The sequence below is a fragment of the Proteus columbae genome, assembly GCF_002777965.1.
Taxonomy (GTDB): domain Bacteria; phylum Pseudomonadota; class Gammaproteobacteria; order Enterobacterales; family Enterobacteriaceae; genus Proteus; species Proteus columbae.
This window is the reverse complement of the sequence record NZ_NGVR01000023.1, coordinates 178,602-194,832: the sequence shown is the minus strand read 5'-3', so window position 1 is coordinate 194,832 and position 16,231 is coordinate 178,602. Positions and strand designations below refer to the sequence as shown.

Below are 16,231 nucleotides of genomic sequence, written 5' to 3'. Positions count from 1 at the left end.
GGATATCCATTATTTTGTTTTATCATTTTAAATGTGCTGCTTACTAATAACAGAACAAGTAACACATTAACCCCAATCAGTTAACATTTTTGCAATAAGAAGTTTCATTTCTTTCTATTCACAAGATGATCTCTGACATGATGATGTTCATCGTGATAGATTAGTATCATGAAATAAAACAGAACATTTCGATAGATCTTGGAGTATATGATGAGTCAATGTCACGTTAGCGGTTTATTATCTCTTGATGAAGCGCTAGAAAAACTACTTGAAAAACCGCTGGCAATTACCAATACCCTTAACATTCCATTAAATAACGCCGCAGATTATATTCTAAGTGAAGATATTACATCTCCACTGAATGTTCCGCCTTTTGATAATTCGGCAATGGATGGTTACGGACTTCGTTACGCTGACTTAGAAGCTCAAACTCCACTTCCTGTTGCTGGTAAATCATTCGCTGGTATTCCTTTTGAGGGAGAACTCCCTGCTGGGCAATGTGTACGCATTATGACAGGAGCAATGGTGCCTGCTGGTGTTGATACTGTCATTATGCAAGAAGAAGCCGAAGTGACCGAACATGGTATACGTTTTTCACAGCCGGCTAAAAAAGGCCAGAATATTCGCCGTATTGGTGAAGATATTAAAGAAAACGACATTGTATTACCTGCTGGCACTAAGCTTTCAACTGCGCAATTACCTTTAATTGCCTCTTTAGGTGTGGCAACAGTACAAGTTTATCGTCGTTTAAAAGTGGCCGTTTTCTCAACGGGTGATGAATTACAAACCATTGGTCAGCCATTAAAAGCGGGCCAAATTTATGATACCAACCGCTTTGCGGTACGTTTAATGCTTGAAAAACTAGGATGTGAAGTTTTAGATTTAGGCGTTATTCCTGATTCACCAGAAAAACTGCGTGAAACCTTTAAAAAAGCTGATCAAGAAGCAGATTTAGTCATCAGCAGTGGTGGTGTTTCTGTGGGCGAAGCCGATTACACCAAACAAATTCTTGATGAAATTGGCGAAATTGGTTTTTGGAAGCTTGCCATTAAACCAGGAAAACCTTTTGCCTTTGGTCATCTACACAATGCGTGGTTCTGCGGTTTGCCGGGTAACCCAGTATCTGCAACCGTAACATTCTATCAATTGGTTCAGCCTTTAATCGCACGTTTATCAGGATTTAGCCATTGGAAAGCACCACAACGTTTCCAAGCTATTGCACAATCTCCATTGAAAAAATCAGCAGGTCGTCTTGATTTCCAACGCGGTATCGCCAGTATTAATGCCGAGGGTGTATGGCAAGTCGAAACATCTGGACATCAAGGCTCCCATGTTTATAGCTCCTTTAGTGTCGCTAATTGCTTTATCGTTTTAGAGCGTGAGCGCGGTAAAGTTGCAGCTGGCGAAACTGTTACTATCGAGCTATTTAATTCTCTATTAAAAAGTGAATAGTCTTTATGAGTATTGAATTAACTGATGAAGAAACGCTGCGCTACAATCGCCAGATTGTATTAAGAGGCTTTGATTTTGATGGTCAAGAGGCGCTGAAAAGTGCCTCTGTATTAGTCGTTGGTGCTGGTGGCTTAGGATGTAGCGCCTCGCAATATCTTACAGCTGCAGGTGTAGGAAAACTCACCTTATTAGATTTTGATACGGTTTCCCTTTCTAATCTTCAGCGACAAATTCTTCATCGCGACGCCACGATTGGTCAACCTAAAGTACTCTCTGCAAAAGCAACATTAGAAGCCATTAATCCTCATGTCACGATAGAAACCGTTGATGCATTACTTGAAGATGAAGCGTTAGCGGAGCTTATTAGCCACCATAATATTGTTATGGATTGCACTGATAATGTGACAGTACGTGAGCAACTTAATCGCCTCTGCTTTCATCAAAAAAAACCGCTCGTTTCTGGTGCGGCTATTCGGATGGAAGGTCAAATCAGTGTATTCACCTATCAAGATAATGAGCCTTGCTATCGCTGTTTAAGTCATCTTTTTGGTGATAATGCTTTAAGTTGTGTTGAAGCCGGCGTAATGGCACCTGTTGTGGGCACAATTGGTACTTTACAAGCCGTTGAAGCCATCAAACTGCTTACAGGGTATGGTGAACATTTACATGGCAAAGTGTTGATGTTTGACGCAATGCGAATGCAATTTCGTGAATTCAAATTACCTAAAAATCCACATTGTGAAGTGTGCTCAACCAATTTACCAGACAACTAACCACGCTTATTATGTTTAAATAAGGTAAGTCGACATTCTTTAAACTTACCTTATTTCGCTCAATCTCTAAGTTGTATTCATACTCATCGTTAAGTCAATGTAACAAGCTTGTAGTATTCACTCTGATTTAATTCTACTATGACCGCCCGCGTCAAAACGCAACAGGATGCCCTATAAACAAAATAATCATTTAAGCACGCATCTACGTGCTAAAAAAGCAATACAAGGTAGAAGAATGACATTTCAAATTGCAGACACTCTCTATTACAACGGACTTATTTATACTGCTGATCATAATGACATTATTGTTGATGCTATCGCGATCAGCCAAGGTGTGATTATTGCTTCAGGTAAAAAAGAGAGGTTACTTTCTTACTGTAATGAAAATACTGAGCAGATTGATTTACAGGGAAGAATGGTCATGCCGGGCATTATTGATGCACACATGCACCCATTCTGGGGAGGTGCAACACTAGCGGGTTGCCATCTTGATTATCAATCACTCTCTATCGATGACATTTTATTGCGTATTCAAAAATACCTTGATGAAAACTTTATTGATAGTGATACCGAATGGTTAAAAGTTTCCGCATGGTATCGTGAAGGTATGCAACCTGAAGGTGTGCAAATGACTCGTTATCACCTTGATACCTTAAATACGGCTCGCCCTATTTTGCTCTTTTCTAGTGATTGTCATAGTGTTCTTGCTAACTCGCGCGCTTTAGAGCTGTTAAATATCACCGCTGAAACACCCGATCCACCAGATGGAAACATTGAGCGTGATGGTGATAGAACACCTATTGGTATTCTTGAAGATGCGCCAGCAATGCAAGCCATTGACAGCTTACCACCACTGACAGAAGCTCAAAATTTACAAATAGCTCGCCATGTTCAAAAATTATTAAATGAACAAGGCGTGACCACCATTATGGATGCTCGTGTAGGCGAACCGCAATTACGCGCCTTTAATACATTAAGAAAAGCAGGTGAACTGACTCTTCGTGTAGAGAATGCCGTTGAAATCACGCCAGATGATGTGCCTTGTATTGAAGATATTCCAAACGCTGTATGCCATGCTGCCACTCGCTTTTCACAATGGCATCAAATCAGCGAAGGCGCTCAACCCAGTGTTGCGATCCGCCATATCAAGCTTTTTCTTGATGGAGTATTACAAGCGCCGATTATGACAGCACGCTTGCACTCACCTTATCGTATTAATGTTGGCACTGATGATACGCCACACTGGCAATACTCTGAACATATTGGCGATCTCTATTTCTCACCTGAAATTTTAACCCCGTTAGTCACAGAAATTGCACGAGCAGGTTATCACCCTCATATTCATACTGTTGCTGAAGGTGCAATTAGTACGGCACTTGATGCTATTAGTGCAATGCGTAAAGCCTTACCTGAAAAAGACATAAGACCGGGACTTGCACATAATGAATTGATGTGTGAAAAAGATTACGTTCGTTTTACACAACTAAAAACCTATCCTTTTCTCTCCTTTCAATGGGCGGCCGCAGAACAGAGTAATATCGAAAAAGATATTGAAATGCTGGGGAAATCTCGCTGTGATTATTTAGAGACTGCTGGCAAGTTTATTGATGCTGGCGTTACTGTTGCTTTTGGTAGCGATTGGCCGATTGATCCACTTAATGAATGGTACGATTTTAAAGTCGCGATGACTCGCCAAAAAGATGCAGCAAGCCCACGCCTTGATAATGATCGTAATCTTAAGTTAATTGAAATTCTACGCGCTGCGACCATTAATGCGGCTCAGGCATTAGATATGGATAAACAAATTGGATCATTAGAAGTCGGGAAATTTGCCGATTTTATTGTATTAGATAGAAACTTGTTTGAAATATCGGCAGAAGATGTTGAAAATGTCAGGGTATTGTGTACGATCATTGCGGGGAAACCCACAATTTAGCTGAATAATATAATTAATAAACCCGCCTTTGAAGCGGGTTTATTTTTATCTATGCACTTAATCCTATGAGAATTAACGTAAATTTGGCCTGTTATAAAGCAATAGCCATTACTGTGCTCACTTCTTTTAATCCTTCACGTTCATAAAAACGTTTAGCCGCACCATTTTCAGCTAATACAGATAACTCAAGATGCGTCATTTTCTCTGATTTAGCCCACTCTTTCATTGCGGTCAACAATAAACGACCTACACCTTGGCTACGTACTGTAGGATCAGTAACGATATCGTAAATATAAGCATATTTACGTTGAACTAAACAATTAAACAGGGGTGTCTCTTGAATTTGTGCGAAGCTAAATCCAACCACTTTACCGTCTAGATCTGCCACTAAAAGATGAAACTTATTATTTTTTATTCCATTAATAATAAAAGCTTCATCTTGCTTACCCGGCTTTAATCGATCAGGTTGTAAATTTGCCATTTCATTAAATAAGTAAGTGTAAAGCGTATTAATTTCTTCTACATCAGACAAAATTGCTTTTCTTATTATTATCATTTTTTTACCTTTATTTGTTGTAGGTTTTTACAGGAGGCGCAGTATACGTTTCAAATTTATCTAAAAGTTGAATAGGAGATTGTTCCACAATCGCCATTTTACGGTATTTTTCATGTAAGAATTGTTCATCCGCCATTTTATCAATCATCATTAATAATGGAGAATAGAACTGATTGATATTCAGTAAGCCTAATGGTTTTTGATGCAACCCAATTTGGCTCCACGTAAAGACTTCACTAAACTCCTCTAATGTACCGAAACCACCGGGTAATGCGACAAAACCATCAGCCAATTCAATCATTTTGCTTTTACGCTGATGCATGGTTTCAACAACATGCAATTCGGTCAGGTTTTTATGCGATATTTCACGCCCTTCTAATAGCGTAGGAATAACACCAATTACCTTTCCGCCTTCGGCTAATACAGTATCAGCAAGAGTACCCATAATACCGACACTGGCACCACCATAAATTAAGATAATATTACGTTTAACTAGCTCTTTGGCAAAAATAATTGCTTGTTCTTTATAAATAGGTGAAGCGCCTAAACTAGAACCACAATACACTGCGATAGATTTTATTTTACTCATTTTTTATTCTCTTTTAACTAGTTAAATCGAGCTTGGAATTATACTGAAGGTATTTTTAATAAAAAAGGTTAAAAAAAGTGTTTTTACGATTTTTATCGCATATATATATTTAATCATTATTAATACTTATATTTATGAGAAGTTATTTTTTATTTTATTAAAAATAAATTAATTTTTATTTTAGCTAATCTCACTCGACTAAATTAAAATAAAAAATATTTATTAATAAATAGCTATATTAAAGCAAGTGATTTTATTTTATATTATGCGATCCTTTGTTATCTGCTAACAGAGAACACATAACGATTGATTATTGACGAGGTTTTATAGGATGTTGTCAGCCAGACACTCAGCTAAATTACAGGTGTTTTACCCTGTGCTTCTCTTGCTTCTTTCCATGCTTTCAATTCAAAGCGGCGCATCCCTTGCTAAAAGCCTATTTCCTGTTATTGGAGCCCCAGCTGTCACGGCGTTACGTCTATTATTGGGTACTTTGATCCTCTTTTTTATTTTTAAACCGTGGCGACTCAAGTTCACTCGAAAATCGATTATGCCACTGTTTCTATATGGTTTATCGTTAGGGGCAATGAATTACCTTTTCTACCTTGCTCTTGAAACCATTCCTTTAGGGATTGCGGTTGCCCTTGAATTTACAGGTCCTTTAGCTGTTGCTATGTTTTCATCGCGCAGAGCCATCGACTTTTTATGGATAATTTTAGTCATTGCGGGCTTAGGATTATTGCTACCTATTGGCGATAATATTCATGGATTAGATCCTCTAGGTATTCTTTATGCACTGGGTGCTGGTGTGGGTTGGGCGTTATACATTGTATTCGGACAACGTGCAGGTAAAGGCTACGGTGCGGCAACTGTTTCAATTGGCTCATTAGTTGCTGCCTTTATTTTCGTTCCTATTGGTATGTTACAAAGTAGCCCTGACATTATGTTTAGCTGGTCAATTTTACCGGTTGCATTGGCTATTGCGATTTTATCGACCGCATTTCCTTATACCTTAGAAATGATTGCCCTTACACGTTTACCAGCTAAAACGTTCGGTACCCTCATGAGCTTAGAGCCTTGTATGGGTGCTTTTATTGGTATTATTTTCTTACACGAACATTTAACACTAATTCAATGGATTGCCCTTGCCTTTATTGTATTAGCCTCTATTGGTTCAACAGCAACCATGAAAAATAAAACCAAAATTGAAGAGGTTAAATAATTATTTAACCGTATTTTCTTATAAGAAATAAATATTTATTTAAAAAGGATCTTATGATCCTTTTTCTTATTAAATAATAACTTTACTGACCTATCATTGCTATTTTGCGCTCATTGTCTTACCCTAAATAGACTATTTCGATAGATTAGATTTTTTTAATAGATGACCTATCAATTTAATAGTATCAATCGATAAGACTAACCATTAATAATTTACTATCATCATTAACAGAAATTAAGATATTGAGTTATTAATTATTTAGGGAGAACGATTATGAGTACTGCTAAATTAGTCAAATCCACACCTTCAACTCTGCTTTATACCCGTAATAACCTCGACGACAGCGTAAAACTTCACGCTATTGAATTATTGCAACAGATGGTGACGCAGTTTATCGACCTATCTCTCATCACAAAACAAGCGCACTGGAATATGCGTGGCAGAAACTTTATTTCTGTTCATGAGATGGTTGATGGCTTCCGCGATACCATTAATCAGCACACAGATGAGTTTGCAGAACGTATTGTTCAATTAGGTGGTACGGTATTAGGCACTGCGCAAGTTGTCGGTAAAAAAACACCCTTAAAAGCGTATCCTTTGGATATCCATGATGTGCAAGATCACCTAAAAGCACTGGCTGATCGTTATGCTGTTGTTGCTAATGATATTCGTAAAGCCATTGACGAAGTTGAAGATGAAGATACTGCCGATATGTTTACTGCTGCATCGCGTGATCTTGATAAATTCTTATGGTTTATTGAAGCCAATATTGAAAATTAATCTACGTGTAAAAAGACGTGATTAATATATAAAAAAGGCTGTCGTGTAAGGCAGCCTTTGTCTATTTTCTACTTGAATTAAAATTTATACACAACACCCGCATTAACACTAAAACCATTGCCAGGGAAAAGTAAGGCATCATTCTTTTTCACTGTTGGATTGGCTAAGGTGCTTGCCACATAACGTTTATTGGTTATGTTATCTAAATTAAGGTAAGTCGACCATGTATTGTCATATTGATAATGTGCATTAAATCCTAATAATACAAATGGCTCTCTTTTTTGAATATCAAAGTGATTACCATGGTCAACAGCAACCTCTGTTGGCGACCAATAAATTGTAGGCCCTAATTTTAATCCTTCTAATTGGTAATAAACTTCACCAGTAATAATATTTCTAGGAACACCTGCAATGTATTTTCTATTATATTCCCCGCCCATAAAACGAAAATCATTATACGTCCATGTTGCACGATAGAGAAAATCACCAATAGGAAGAGGTTGGATCGCATTTATACTGAATTCAACACCTTGATGGCGAGTTTTAGCAGGATAATTATAAATATCGACAATATTCCCGTTTGTATCGTGCGATGTAATATATTCATCTTTGATAAAGCTACGATAGAGCACTACGCCCCAACTTATATTTTCTGTTAAATCGCTGTCACTACCGACTTCAAAACTGGTTGCTTTTTGAGGCGAGAGTTTTAACAGATTAACCTTATTTAACGGCGCTTTAGGATTAATAATATCATTAAAAGAAGCTGGCTCTTGGCTCATACTGACATTAGCAAATAAGCGTGTATTGTAATTAGGATACCAAACCAACCCAACTTTAGGTGTTAAGAAATTAAAGGATTGTTCAAGAGAATTATGGCTCGAAAATACATCTCTTTTCGCATGAGTTCCTTTTATGTCCAGATTAAACAACACATTGTTACTAATATGTATTCCTGCGCCTAAAGATGCATAGATATTTTCAGCACGTCCATCATATCGCCCTAACCAACCTTTGGGATTTTTCTCGATATCATCTTTCATTATCGAATGATCCCACGCTAATGCTGCACGATAACTAATACGCTGAGTTTCTAATTTATAATTAAATTGAGCGCCTTTAGTATAATAATTCACAAACTGATAATGGCTGGGTGTTTTGAAATTATCATGTGTTTGTGAATACCACCATCCTAATTGAATATCGTGAGCACCGAGATCCCATGTTGATTTATTCGCAATGCGTATTTGCTCTACATTACGATGGGGATCTTTTTTCTGGATAGCAGGTAATACACTTTTTGGATCATCGGCAAGCATTTGTGATGTTGCAGGGCCGGGAACATCAAAACGCAGATCAGTCCAATTAATCCATGTTCTATTTTCAAAGTTGTCAGAGGTATATCCGAGTGTTGAGCGCATTGTTTTACGCTGAGAAGCAGAGTGATCTCGATATCCATTATAATGGTCATAACTTAGGCTTATTCTGGCATCAATAGGATGATCATCACTATAACCGCCTAACGCCATTTGTAGACCTTGACGCCCAAAAGAACCTTGTTCATAACGCAATTGATTTTGGTTATTTCGTCCTGTATAGGTGATAAAATCAAGCTCTCCCCCTAAGTTATTACTTTGCAATTGTGTACTATTTGCACCGCGACGAATGCTAATCAATTGAACGTCTCGTACATCAATCATACTTGAGTGAAAGCTACCATCGGCTTCATTAAGAGGCAGTCCGTCTTGGAGTAATAATACCCCTCTAGAAAGTGGCGCACTTTGAACACCTGAACCTCGAATGCTTAAACGAGGTTGATCTAATCCACCAAATAAACTTTGTATCACGATACCTGGTTGATCCTTTAAGGCATCATTCAACGTTAATAAGCGATTTTCATGATCAACCGTAATTAAATTAGTTCCTCCTGCTATATTGCTTATTTTTTCAGATTCAATGCTGTAAACACGATTTGACGTATGATCTTCTTTTTGTCCACTGACAATAATATGTTCTGGTTTATTTTCACTCGCTTGGGAATAACTAAAAATTGGTGTAATCGAAAGCAAAGAGGATGAAATAAACCATAAGGATTTTTTTAAAATAGGCATATTTATCGTTCTATTTATCATTAATAAAAGAATAAAAAAGAGTATTTTCTTGGTTTTATTTATAAAAAATGCCCAATTTAATTGGGCATTAAGTTAATTAATGTTTGTCGTCTTCATGTTCAATAATACGGAAGTTTTCGCAGATAAATAAATAAGCAAGCGCCCCCATTGAAACCAGACCAAGAGTGATAGTTAATTCTGGTAGAGATGGCCAATAAGAGACACCTGTTGATGTCACCATACCTGTCACCACAACGTTATAACGGTTTAAAATAACCCCCAAAGCGACTAGCGCACCAAAGGTTACTAGCCAGCCTCGACGTTTTATTAATGGTGAGAAACAGATAATTAACGGCACAATAACGCCAAAACCAACTTCAATCCAAAAGAATAAAGATTCAAAGCTGCCTTCGAAAAGGTAATGTATTTTACCTTCTGCAATAATACTGCCGAATTTCAACGCTAAATAAACCAGCATTGCATAACCTGAAATTCGAACTAATCCACTTAATACCGACATTGGCACTTTATGGTTAAACGCTCGACCTGCTAATGCAGTTTCGACTGCGATCATCGCAGGCCCCACAAAGAATGACGAAATTAAAAATTGGAAGAAAATAATTGGCGACCACCATAATGGATGCAGTTTATCAACCATTAGTAAATAAAGCGCCCCAAGCGATGATTGGTGCATTGATGGAATTGCAATGCCAATAACTAACAATACCGGTAATATTTTACGGAAAAACTGATGATATTTTCGTCCAATTCGCTCAGTTGCCACTTCACCAAATTCAATTAATTGCACACTGGTGTAAACAGAAACACAAATAAAGACTTCAAATAATACTGAACTATGACCTTGAGAAACTAATGGTCGCCAGAAATTCCACCATTGCCCAATATCAAGGAAAAGCCCTACCATCACCAATAAATAACCAATTAATGACGTTAATGCAGCACTTCGGGCAATACTCGAAAATTGCTCTTGTTTAAACACATAAACAATTAATGCCGTACCATATCCGCCCCCTGCTAACGCCACACCACACATCACGTCAAACGAGATCCAAAGCCCCCAAGGCCATTCATCATTAAGATTAGTCACTAATCCCAATCCTGTGACTAAGCGAAATAAGATAAGCCCTACGGCAATCAAACTGATAGCAACAAGCACCCAGCGCACAGGTGTCATAGGAAAACGCCACTTACCAAAGTGGGTCGTATTATCGATAACACTCATTCTGATCTCCTTGTTTCTTCATCAGTGCTATTCTGGTTATGCTCTAGATGCTGATGGGATTGCTCATCACGGCTAACTTTGTCTTTTCTGTGATTAAACATGGCAATACCCCCCAAAATCACAGCCCAAGTCGCACCTGCAATCGGCGTATATTTCATAAAATCAGAGGTATAAGAAGAGAGTGGTTTTTCAGTTAACCCTGTTTTAAAACCTAGTTTTTCAAATGGAACATCCGAAATATAGAGCCATTCAGTCCCTCCCACTTCTTTTTCACCATAAATATGCTGAACATATTCTGGATTATTCGTGATGGTTTCTCTGGCTTTTTCTAATAAGGTTTGTCGGTCACCAAATATCAACGCTTGTGTAGGACAAACTGCAACACATGCTGGTGATTGCCCTTCTTCTACACGCGATGAGCACATCATGCATTTAGTGACATAAGGAAGTGATTTTTCCCACTCATATTTAGGAATATCAAAAGGACAAGCCACCATGCAATATCGGCAACCCACACAGAGATCAGGATAGTAAACCACTGGCCCTGCTGGCGTTTTTTGAAAGGCTTTAGCAAAGCACGCTGATGCACAAGCAGGATCAATACAGTGAAAACACTGTTCTTTGACATAACGCCACACCGCTTTATCTTCTTTTTCAACCGTGACTGTTTTGATAACAGTCCAGTTTTCATCCGCGAGTTTGGCATTCTCACCACTAGTGGGTTGTCTGTCTTCTATCCATTTATTTTCGTTGTACATTTTACATGCAACTGTACAACTACCGCAGCCGATACACTTTGTAAGATCGACTAATACACCTTTAGACATAATGTGTTTCCTCAATCTTTAAGCTTTCTTTTTGTTAAAATGAATACTGCGATCTTGGTAATGCGTATGAAGCAACTGGTGAGCGCGTTCACCACAAGGTTCGCCTAAAAATTGTTCGTAAATACTTTGAATTTCACTGTTTTCATAACTTAAGCGAATAGTGGCTCGTTCATCTTTGTTATAAAGCGCTTTCATACGTAAAGCACGTATTTCATCTGAAGGCGGTAATGCTGAACGAGGTTGCCCACCACCAGCAATACAACCACCGGGACATCCCATAAATTCAACAAAGTGCCACTGTTTTTCCCCTTTTTGAATTGCTTCTAAAACAGGGCGTGCGTTTCCCATCCCAGAGCAAACCGCAACGCGGATTTCACCCACTCCTGGAATATCTACTGTTGCCTCTTTGATGCCTTCTAATCCACGTACAGGTTGTAAATTAAATAAAGGTTCTGGTGGTCTTTCACCCGTAATAAAGTAGTAGCTGGTTCTGACTGCCGCTTCCATTACGCCCCCTGTTACGCCGAAAATGGCACCTGCACCACTATATTCCGACATTAAGCGATCATAATTTGCGGGTTGCAGGGAGGTTAAATCGATATTGTGGCTTTTTATTAATCTGGCGAGCTCTCTTGTTGTTAGCACGATATCAACATCACGAAGATCAGGTTTTTCCCATAACACACTAGCACCATTCATTTCAGGGCGTGCCGCTTCTGATTTTTTAGCGGTACATGGCATAATGGCAACAGAGACAATTTTGGTAGGATCGATATTTTGCTCTTTGGCATAATAGGTTTTTATCATCGAACCCAACATTGTCATGGGTGATTTTGCTGAAGATAGATTAGGGATCAATTCAGGATAAAACATTTCGCAAAACTTAACCCAACCCGGCGAGCACGATGTAAATTGCGGTAATACACCCTTATTTTGAATTCGTTGCAGTAATTCTGTCGCTTCTTCCATAATGGTTAAATCAGCAGAAAAGTTCGTATCAAAAACTTTATCAAAACCCAGTTTTCTCAGTGCAGCAACTTGCAGTAACTCAATATCCTTACCCGGTTGCATACCAAACTCTTCACCCAATGCCACTCGTGTTGCAGGCGCAGTTTGAACAACAACATGCAGTGTTGGATCTAATAAAGCCCTAATTACCTTATCCGTGTCATCAACTTCGGTTATCGCACCGGTTGGACACCAAAGCGTACATTGCCCACAATCAATACAAGGAACGCTATCAATTAACGGTAAATCATAATTTCCCATCACCGTTTGCACTTTTTCACACACCTCAACACATTGACCACATAAAATGCATTTTTTATCATCACGACAAATTGCCACATTATTAGGATCAATAGGAATTCGGCCTCGGACTTGTACTGGGAAAGTACCTTTCGCATTATATTGCTCAGGCACCCAACCCGTACCTCCCGAAATATTACCATCACATCCTGCAGTCACGGCGGTTACCCCTGCTGCAAGACTCATCTTTCCAGCAAATGAAAAGAAAGAACGCCGAGATAATAATTTCTCGTCACTTTCTTCTTTTGTAGGGAGAATAGATTTCATTTTTTACAATGCTCCTGCTTTAATATATAAATAAAACTACCGTTTAAAAGTAGTAATATATAAAGAGTTAAAACTTATTTTTGTTAAATATATTTATATGATTTTATTAATAAAAAGATCAATACTTAAAATAAGTATTAACCTTAAATAACCTAGTTTATTTGAGTAAAAACACCCTATCAGCAATCATCGTTTCATTTAAGAAAATCAGGAGAGATTTTTTTAATTCAATAAGTGATAGGGTGTTATTAAGGTAGATATTGTACTGAAGAAAAATTTAAAAAAAACATCATGACGCATCATTGATAAAATATAGTTTACTTTATTGATTAATATCAAAATAGAAAGAAAAATGAAGTAAAAAACACAACTAACAAATAAAACAAAAATCAAAAAATAGAATATTATTTGCATAACAATCAACACGTTATAAGACATGTTATTTTTTATGAATTTATTGAGCGATTATCTTAATTGCGAAACAAAATAAAAAACAAAACCACCCACTTATTCAATCAAATTAAATACAAATAATAAATGATAAAAAATCTAAATAAAATATATACTTTTTCTTAATTCAACAATAAATAAAAAAATCTAATTCCACTCTATTTTTGTTATAATTCAATTAAATTTTGTAAATAAATTATTGCATTTCAAATATAAAAATTTAATTTTTTAAAATAATAATAAGATTCATAATAAATGCAAGTTAAAAACAAAAGAGAATATAAAAATGAGAATAAAAACATAATGGTTAAATATATTTAACTATAAGATAAGTTGTCTCGTATTTAACCGTTTATATATTTTATTTTTTATAAAAATAAAATAGGAAATAAAAGCATTCTCTATATAAAAATATTCCGCCATTAATCATATAAAAGTGAATGATAAAGCATAAAACACCGATAAAAATAAAACGGTTCTATTTTGGCATATCTGGCTGATAGATAGGAAAAACCGGCAATGCAGTCAATAATCGAGAACCATAGTTTTTAGTTAACAAACGTCGGTCATAAATAACGATTTCACCATGACAGTGATGACTACGAATAAGACGTCCAACTTGCTGAATTAAATTAAACGATGCACTGGGTAAGCTTTGCACTTCAAAAGGATAGCGTTTGAGTGATTTTAACCACTCCCCCTCAGTTACGATCACTGGATCCGTCACCGGAGGAAAGGCAATTTTATGGATATGTACCTGTGTTAAGTAATCGCCTTTTAAATCTAGACCTTCAGCAAAAGATTGTAAGCCAATCAATACACTATTATCACCCGCATCAATACGCTTGCAATGTGTTTCAACTAATCGATAACGTGGTTGATCGCCTTGTACTAATAAGCATAAACGCAAATCTTTCACTTCTTCTAAAAAGCCATCCATTGCACGTTGGCTGCTAAATAAAACCAATTGCCCTCGATGATTATTCTCTGCCATTTCTTGGCGAAAATAACGAGCCATCTCTTTTAAATGCTCACGTTCATGGAGCATAGTTGGCTCATAGTGCATTTTGGGGATCACGAGTTTACCTTGCTTTTGATGCTCAAAAGGTGAAGACAACGTAATAAAGCGATCATCAAATTGCTCGCTTAATCCCGTCAATTCTTGAATACGAGAATAGCTATTTAATGAACGTAATGTTGCAGACGTAATAACCACATGAGGAATGTTTTTCCATAATAATTGCGTCAATTGTTCACTAACCCGAATACCTGCACAATGAAAATAGAGATGAGACTGTTTTTTATCGTAACGGCGAGTTAACCATTTGGATACAGGTGCTTTTGAGGTTTGCTCTAATGTGGCTAAGCGCCAAAGTTTTGCCATATTTTCTAAATAACCCACCATCCTACTGGTAGTTAAAATGGCACGATGTAAACGCACAACATCTTCTTTCGCTGTCCGTTCTGTTAAATCGTTTAAAATAGCTTCGCCCAGCATTTTTAAACCATCTGTTAGTTTAAATAATGTCTGGCAACTTAACAAAAGTTGTTCTGGTAATTCACCTAATGGGAAGAGATATTCATCTTGTTCACTGCGTTCTGGTAATAGTGCTCGCGTAAATGTATCAACCTCTTGATAGGCTTCACGTAACTTAGCAATATGAGCATCAAAACGAATAGGATCAGCCAATTTAGGCGGTCTTACCGGAATAAATTGCGCTAAATACTGACTAACATGGCGAGTAATATTATCAAGCTGATTATTAAGAGAAACTAAGGTTATTTCTCCTTCGACTTCAAGTGCATCTCGCGCAACATCAGGAATATGATGTCCTTCATCAAGTACCAAAAGCAGATTTTTAGCATCAGGTAACACAGATTCACTTTCCATTGCCGCCATCACTAAAGCATGGTTGGTAATAACCACATCTACTTCATCAATTTCGCGGCGTGCAATAAAAAAAGGACAACGATGATAATATTGGCAATTACGCCCTAAGCAATTCATTTTATCAGTACTGATTTTACGCCATAAACTGTCTGTTAGCGCTCGTTTATGGTGATCACGTAAACCATCCCAACCGAAACTAGTGAAATCATTTTTGAGCTCTTGGCAAATTTCTCTTTCTGCACTCGTCGCAACATCCACTTTATCTTCAAGCAAAAACATTAAGTCAATTTGCTCGCCTTCTGTTGCACAAATCGCATCTAAATTGCGAGGGCATAAGTAACGTCCACGACCGAAAGCGCCAGTAAACGTAAGATCAGGAATGATTTTTTTAAGTAATGGCAGATCTTTACTATAAATTTGATCTTGCAGTGCCACATTTGCCGTACTGATTATCAGTGGTTTTTTCTCATCACGGCTAATTGCAATACCCGGAATAAGATAAGAGAGTGTTTTACCCACCCCAGTAGGAGCCTCAATAACAAGATGGCGACCCATTTCATCAGAAAAAGTCTTGGCGACCTCAGCAATCATTTCACGCTGTGGTGCTCTAGGAATAAACCCTTCAATATGTTCTGGTAAGGCTTTATACCACTGACTTATTTGATTTTTAACGGATTGAGAAAGGGACATAACCACTCTGTAACTGATTTCAAGAAAGGCGCTATTGTCTCATAACACTGTATAAAAATCAGTAGTTACCTTTGCTTGCATGCCTTTTTCATCAAAGAATGGATAACTTCTCGAATTTATTGTGCTTTGTTATGGA

At 37.4% G+C, this 16,231-nt stretch carries 12 protein-coding genes; 5 read left to right on the top strand and 7 right to left on the bottom strand.

Features of this window, described 5'->3' with window-relative positions; genetic code table 11:
- Nucleotides 1-210 precede the first annotated feature (210 nt).
- From moeA to CBE70_RS11910, 3 genes are all read left to right on the top strand, one after another.
- On the top strand, nt 211-1,452 hold the full coding sequence (gene moeA / locus CBE70_RS11920) for a molybdopterin molybdotransferase MoeA (protein ID WP_100159514.1): 1,242 nt from the start codon (nt 211-213) through the stop codon (nt 1,450-1,452).
- 5 nt (nt 1,453-1,457) lie between these two features.
- Nucleotides 1,458-2,225, top strand: coding sequence for a molybdopterin-synthase adenylyltransferase MoeB (gene moeB, locus CBE70_RS11915; protein ID WP_100159513.1), 768 nt, complete (start codon nt 1,458-1,460; stop codon nt 2,223-2,225).
- 235 nt (nt 2,226-2,460) lie between these two features.
- Nucleotides 2,461-4,161 carry an amidohydrolase gene (locus CBE70_RS11910; protein ID WP_100159512.1) on the top strand — a complete coding sequence of 567 codons (1,701 nt, stop codon included), beginning with the start codon at nt 2,461-2,463 and terminating at the stop codon, nt 4,159-4,161.
- 91 nt (nt 4,162-4,252) lie between these two features.
- Here CBE70_RS11910 and CBE70_RS11905 read toward each other — a convergent pair whose 3' ends face one another.
- Both CBE70_RS11905 and CBE70_RS11900 read right to left on the bottom strand, forming a co-directional pair.
- Nucleotides 4,253-4,717: a GNAT family N-acetyltransferase gene (locus CBE70_RS11905; RefSeq protein WP_100159511.1), complete on the bottom strand. Its 465-nt coding sequence runs from the start codon at nt 4,715-4,717 to the stop codon at nt 4,253-4,255.
- 10 nt (nt 4,718-4,727) lie between these two features.
- On the bottom strand, nt 4,728-5,306 hold the full coding sequence (locus CBE70_RS11900; RefSeq protein WP_100159510.1) for an LOG family protein: 579 nt from the start codon (nt 5,304-5,306) through the stop codon (nt 4,728-4,730).
- 331 nt (nt 5,307-5,637) lie between these two features.
- Between CBE70_RS11900 and rhtA the strand changes: the two genes are divergently transcribed.
- Both rhtA and dps read left to right on the top strand, forming a co-directional pair.
- A complete protein-coding gene (rhtA, locus tag CBE70_RS11895; protein WP_100159509.1) occupies nt 5,638-6,528 on the top strand; it encodes a threonine/homoserine exporter RhtA in 891 nt (296 codons plus the stop codon).
- Between the two features lie 273 nt (nt 6,529-6,801).
- Nucleotides 6,802-7,308 carry a DNA starvation/stationary phase protection protein Dps gene (dps, locus tag CBE70_RS11890; RefSeq protein WP_100159508.1) on the top strand — a complete coding sequence of 169 codons (507 nt, stop codon included), beginning with the start codon at nt 6,802-6,804 and terminating at the stop codon, nt 7,306-7,308.
- Nucleotides 7,309-7,385: 77 nt separating this feature from the next.
- Here dps and CBE70_RS11885 read toward each other — a convergent pair whose 3' ends face one another.
- From CBE70_RS11885 to dinG, 5 genes are all read right to left on the bottom strand, one after another.
- Nucleotides 7,386-9,419 (bottom strand): TonB-dependent receptor domain-containing protein, encoded by a 2,034-nt coding sequence (locus tag CBE70_RS11885; protein WP_100159507.1) that lies wholly within the window; start codon nt 9,417-9,419, stop codon nt 7,386-7,388.
- A gap of 97 nt (nt 9,420-9,516) precedes the next feature.
- Nucleotides 9,517-10,662, bottom strand: coding sequence for an NrfD/PsrC family molybdoenzyme membrane anchor subunit (gene nrfD / locus CBE70_RS11880; RefSeq protein WP_100159506.1), 1,146 nt, complete (start codon nt 10,660-10,662; stop codon nt 9,517-9,519).
- Complete coding sequence (locus CBE70_RS11875) at nt 10,659-11,489, bottom strand: 4Fe-4S dicluster domain-containing protein (RefSeq protein ID WP_100159505.1); 831 nt, start codon at nt 11,487-11,489, stop codon at nt 10,659-10,661. The genes nrfD and CBE70_RS11875 overlap by 4 nt, the downstream gene beginning before the upstream one ends.
- Nucleotides 11,490-11,507: 18 nt before the next feature.
- Nucleotides 11,508-13,064, bottom strand: coding sequence for a [FeFe] hydrogenase, group A (locus CBE70_RS11870; protein ID WP_100159504.1), 1,557 nt, complete (start codon nt 13,062-13,064; stop codon nt 11,508-11,510).
- Between the two features lie 928 nt (nt 13,065-13,992).
- Nucleotides 13,993-16,095: an ATP-dependent DNA helicase DinG gene (gene dinG, locus CBE70_RS11865; protein WP_100159503.1), complete on the bottom strand. Its 2,103-nt coding sequence runs from the start codon at nt 16,093-16,095 to the stop codon at nt 13,993-13,995.
- Between the last annotated feature and the right edge of the window lie 136 nt (nt 16,096-16,231).

Excerpts from the sequence above, each read along its gene's own strand:
- moeA (WP_100159514.1), top strand. The coding sequence starts at position 211 with ATGAGTCAATGTCACGTTAGCGGTTTATTATCTCTTGATGAAGCGCTA.
- moeB (WP_100159513.1), top strand. The coding sequence starts at position 1,458 with ATGAGTATTGAATTAACTGATGAAGAAACGCTGCGCTACAATCGCCAG.
- CBE70_RS11910 (WP_100159512.1), top strand. The coding sequence starts at position 2,461 with ATGACATTTCAAATTGCAGACACTCTCTATTACAACGGACTTATTTAT.
- CBE70_RS11905 (WP_100159511.1), bottom strand. The coding sequence starts at position 4,717 with ATGATAATAATAAGAAAAGCAATTTTGTCTGATGTAGAAGAAATTAAT.
- CBE70_RS11900 (WP_100159510.1), bottom strand. The coding sequence starts at position 5,306 with ATGAGTAAAATAAAATCTATCGCAGTGTATTGTGGTTCTAGTTTAGGC.
- rhtA (WP_100159509.1), top strand. The coding sequence starts at position 5,638 with ATGTTGTCAGCCAGACACTCAGCTAAATTACAGGTGTTTTACCCTGTG.
- dps (WP_100159508.1), top strand. The coding sequence starts at position 6,802 with ATGAGTACTGCTAAATTAGTCAAATCCACACCTTCAACTCTGCTTTAT.
- CBE70_RS11885 (WP_100159507.1), bottom strand. The coding sequence starts at position 9,419 with ATGCCTATTTTAAAAAAATCCTTATGGTTTATTTCATCCTCTTTGCTT.
- nrfD (WP_100159506.1), bottom strand. The coding sequence starts at position 10,662 with ATGAGTGTTATCGATAATACGACCCACTTTGGTAAGTGGCGTTTTCCT.
- CBE70_RS11875 (WP_100159505.1), bottom strand. The coding sequence starts at position 11,489 with ATGTCTAAAGGTGTATTAGTCGATCTTACAAAGTGTATCGGCTGCGGT.
- CBE70_RS11870 (WP_100159504.1), bottom strand. The coding sequence starts at position 13,064 with ATGAAATCTATTCTCCCTACAAAAGAAGAAAGTGACGAGAAATTATTA.
- dinG (WP_100159503.1), bottom strand. The coding sequence starts at position 16,095 with ATGTCCCTTTCTCAATCCGTTAAAAATCAAATAAGTCAGTGGTATAAA.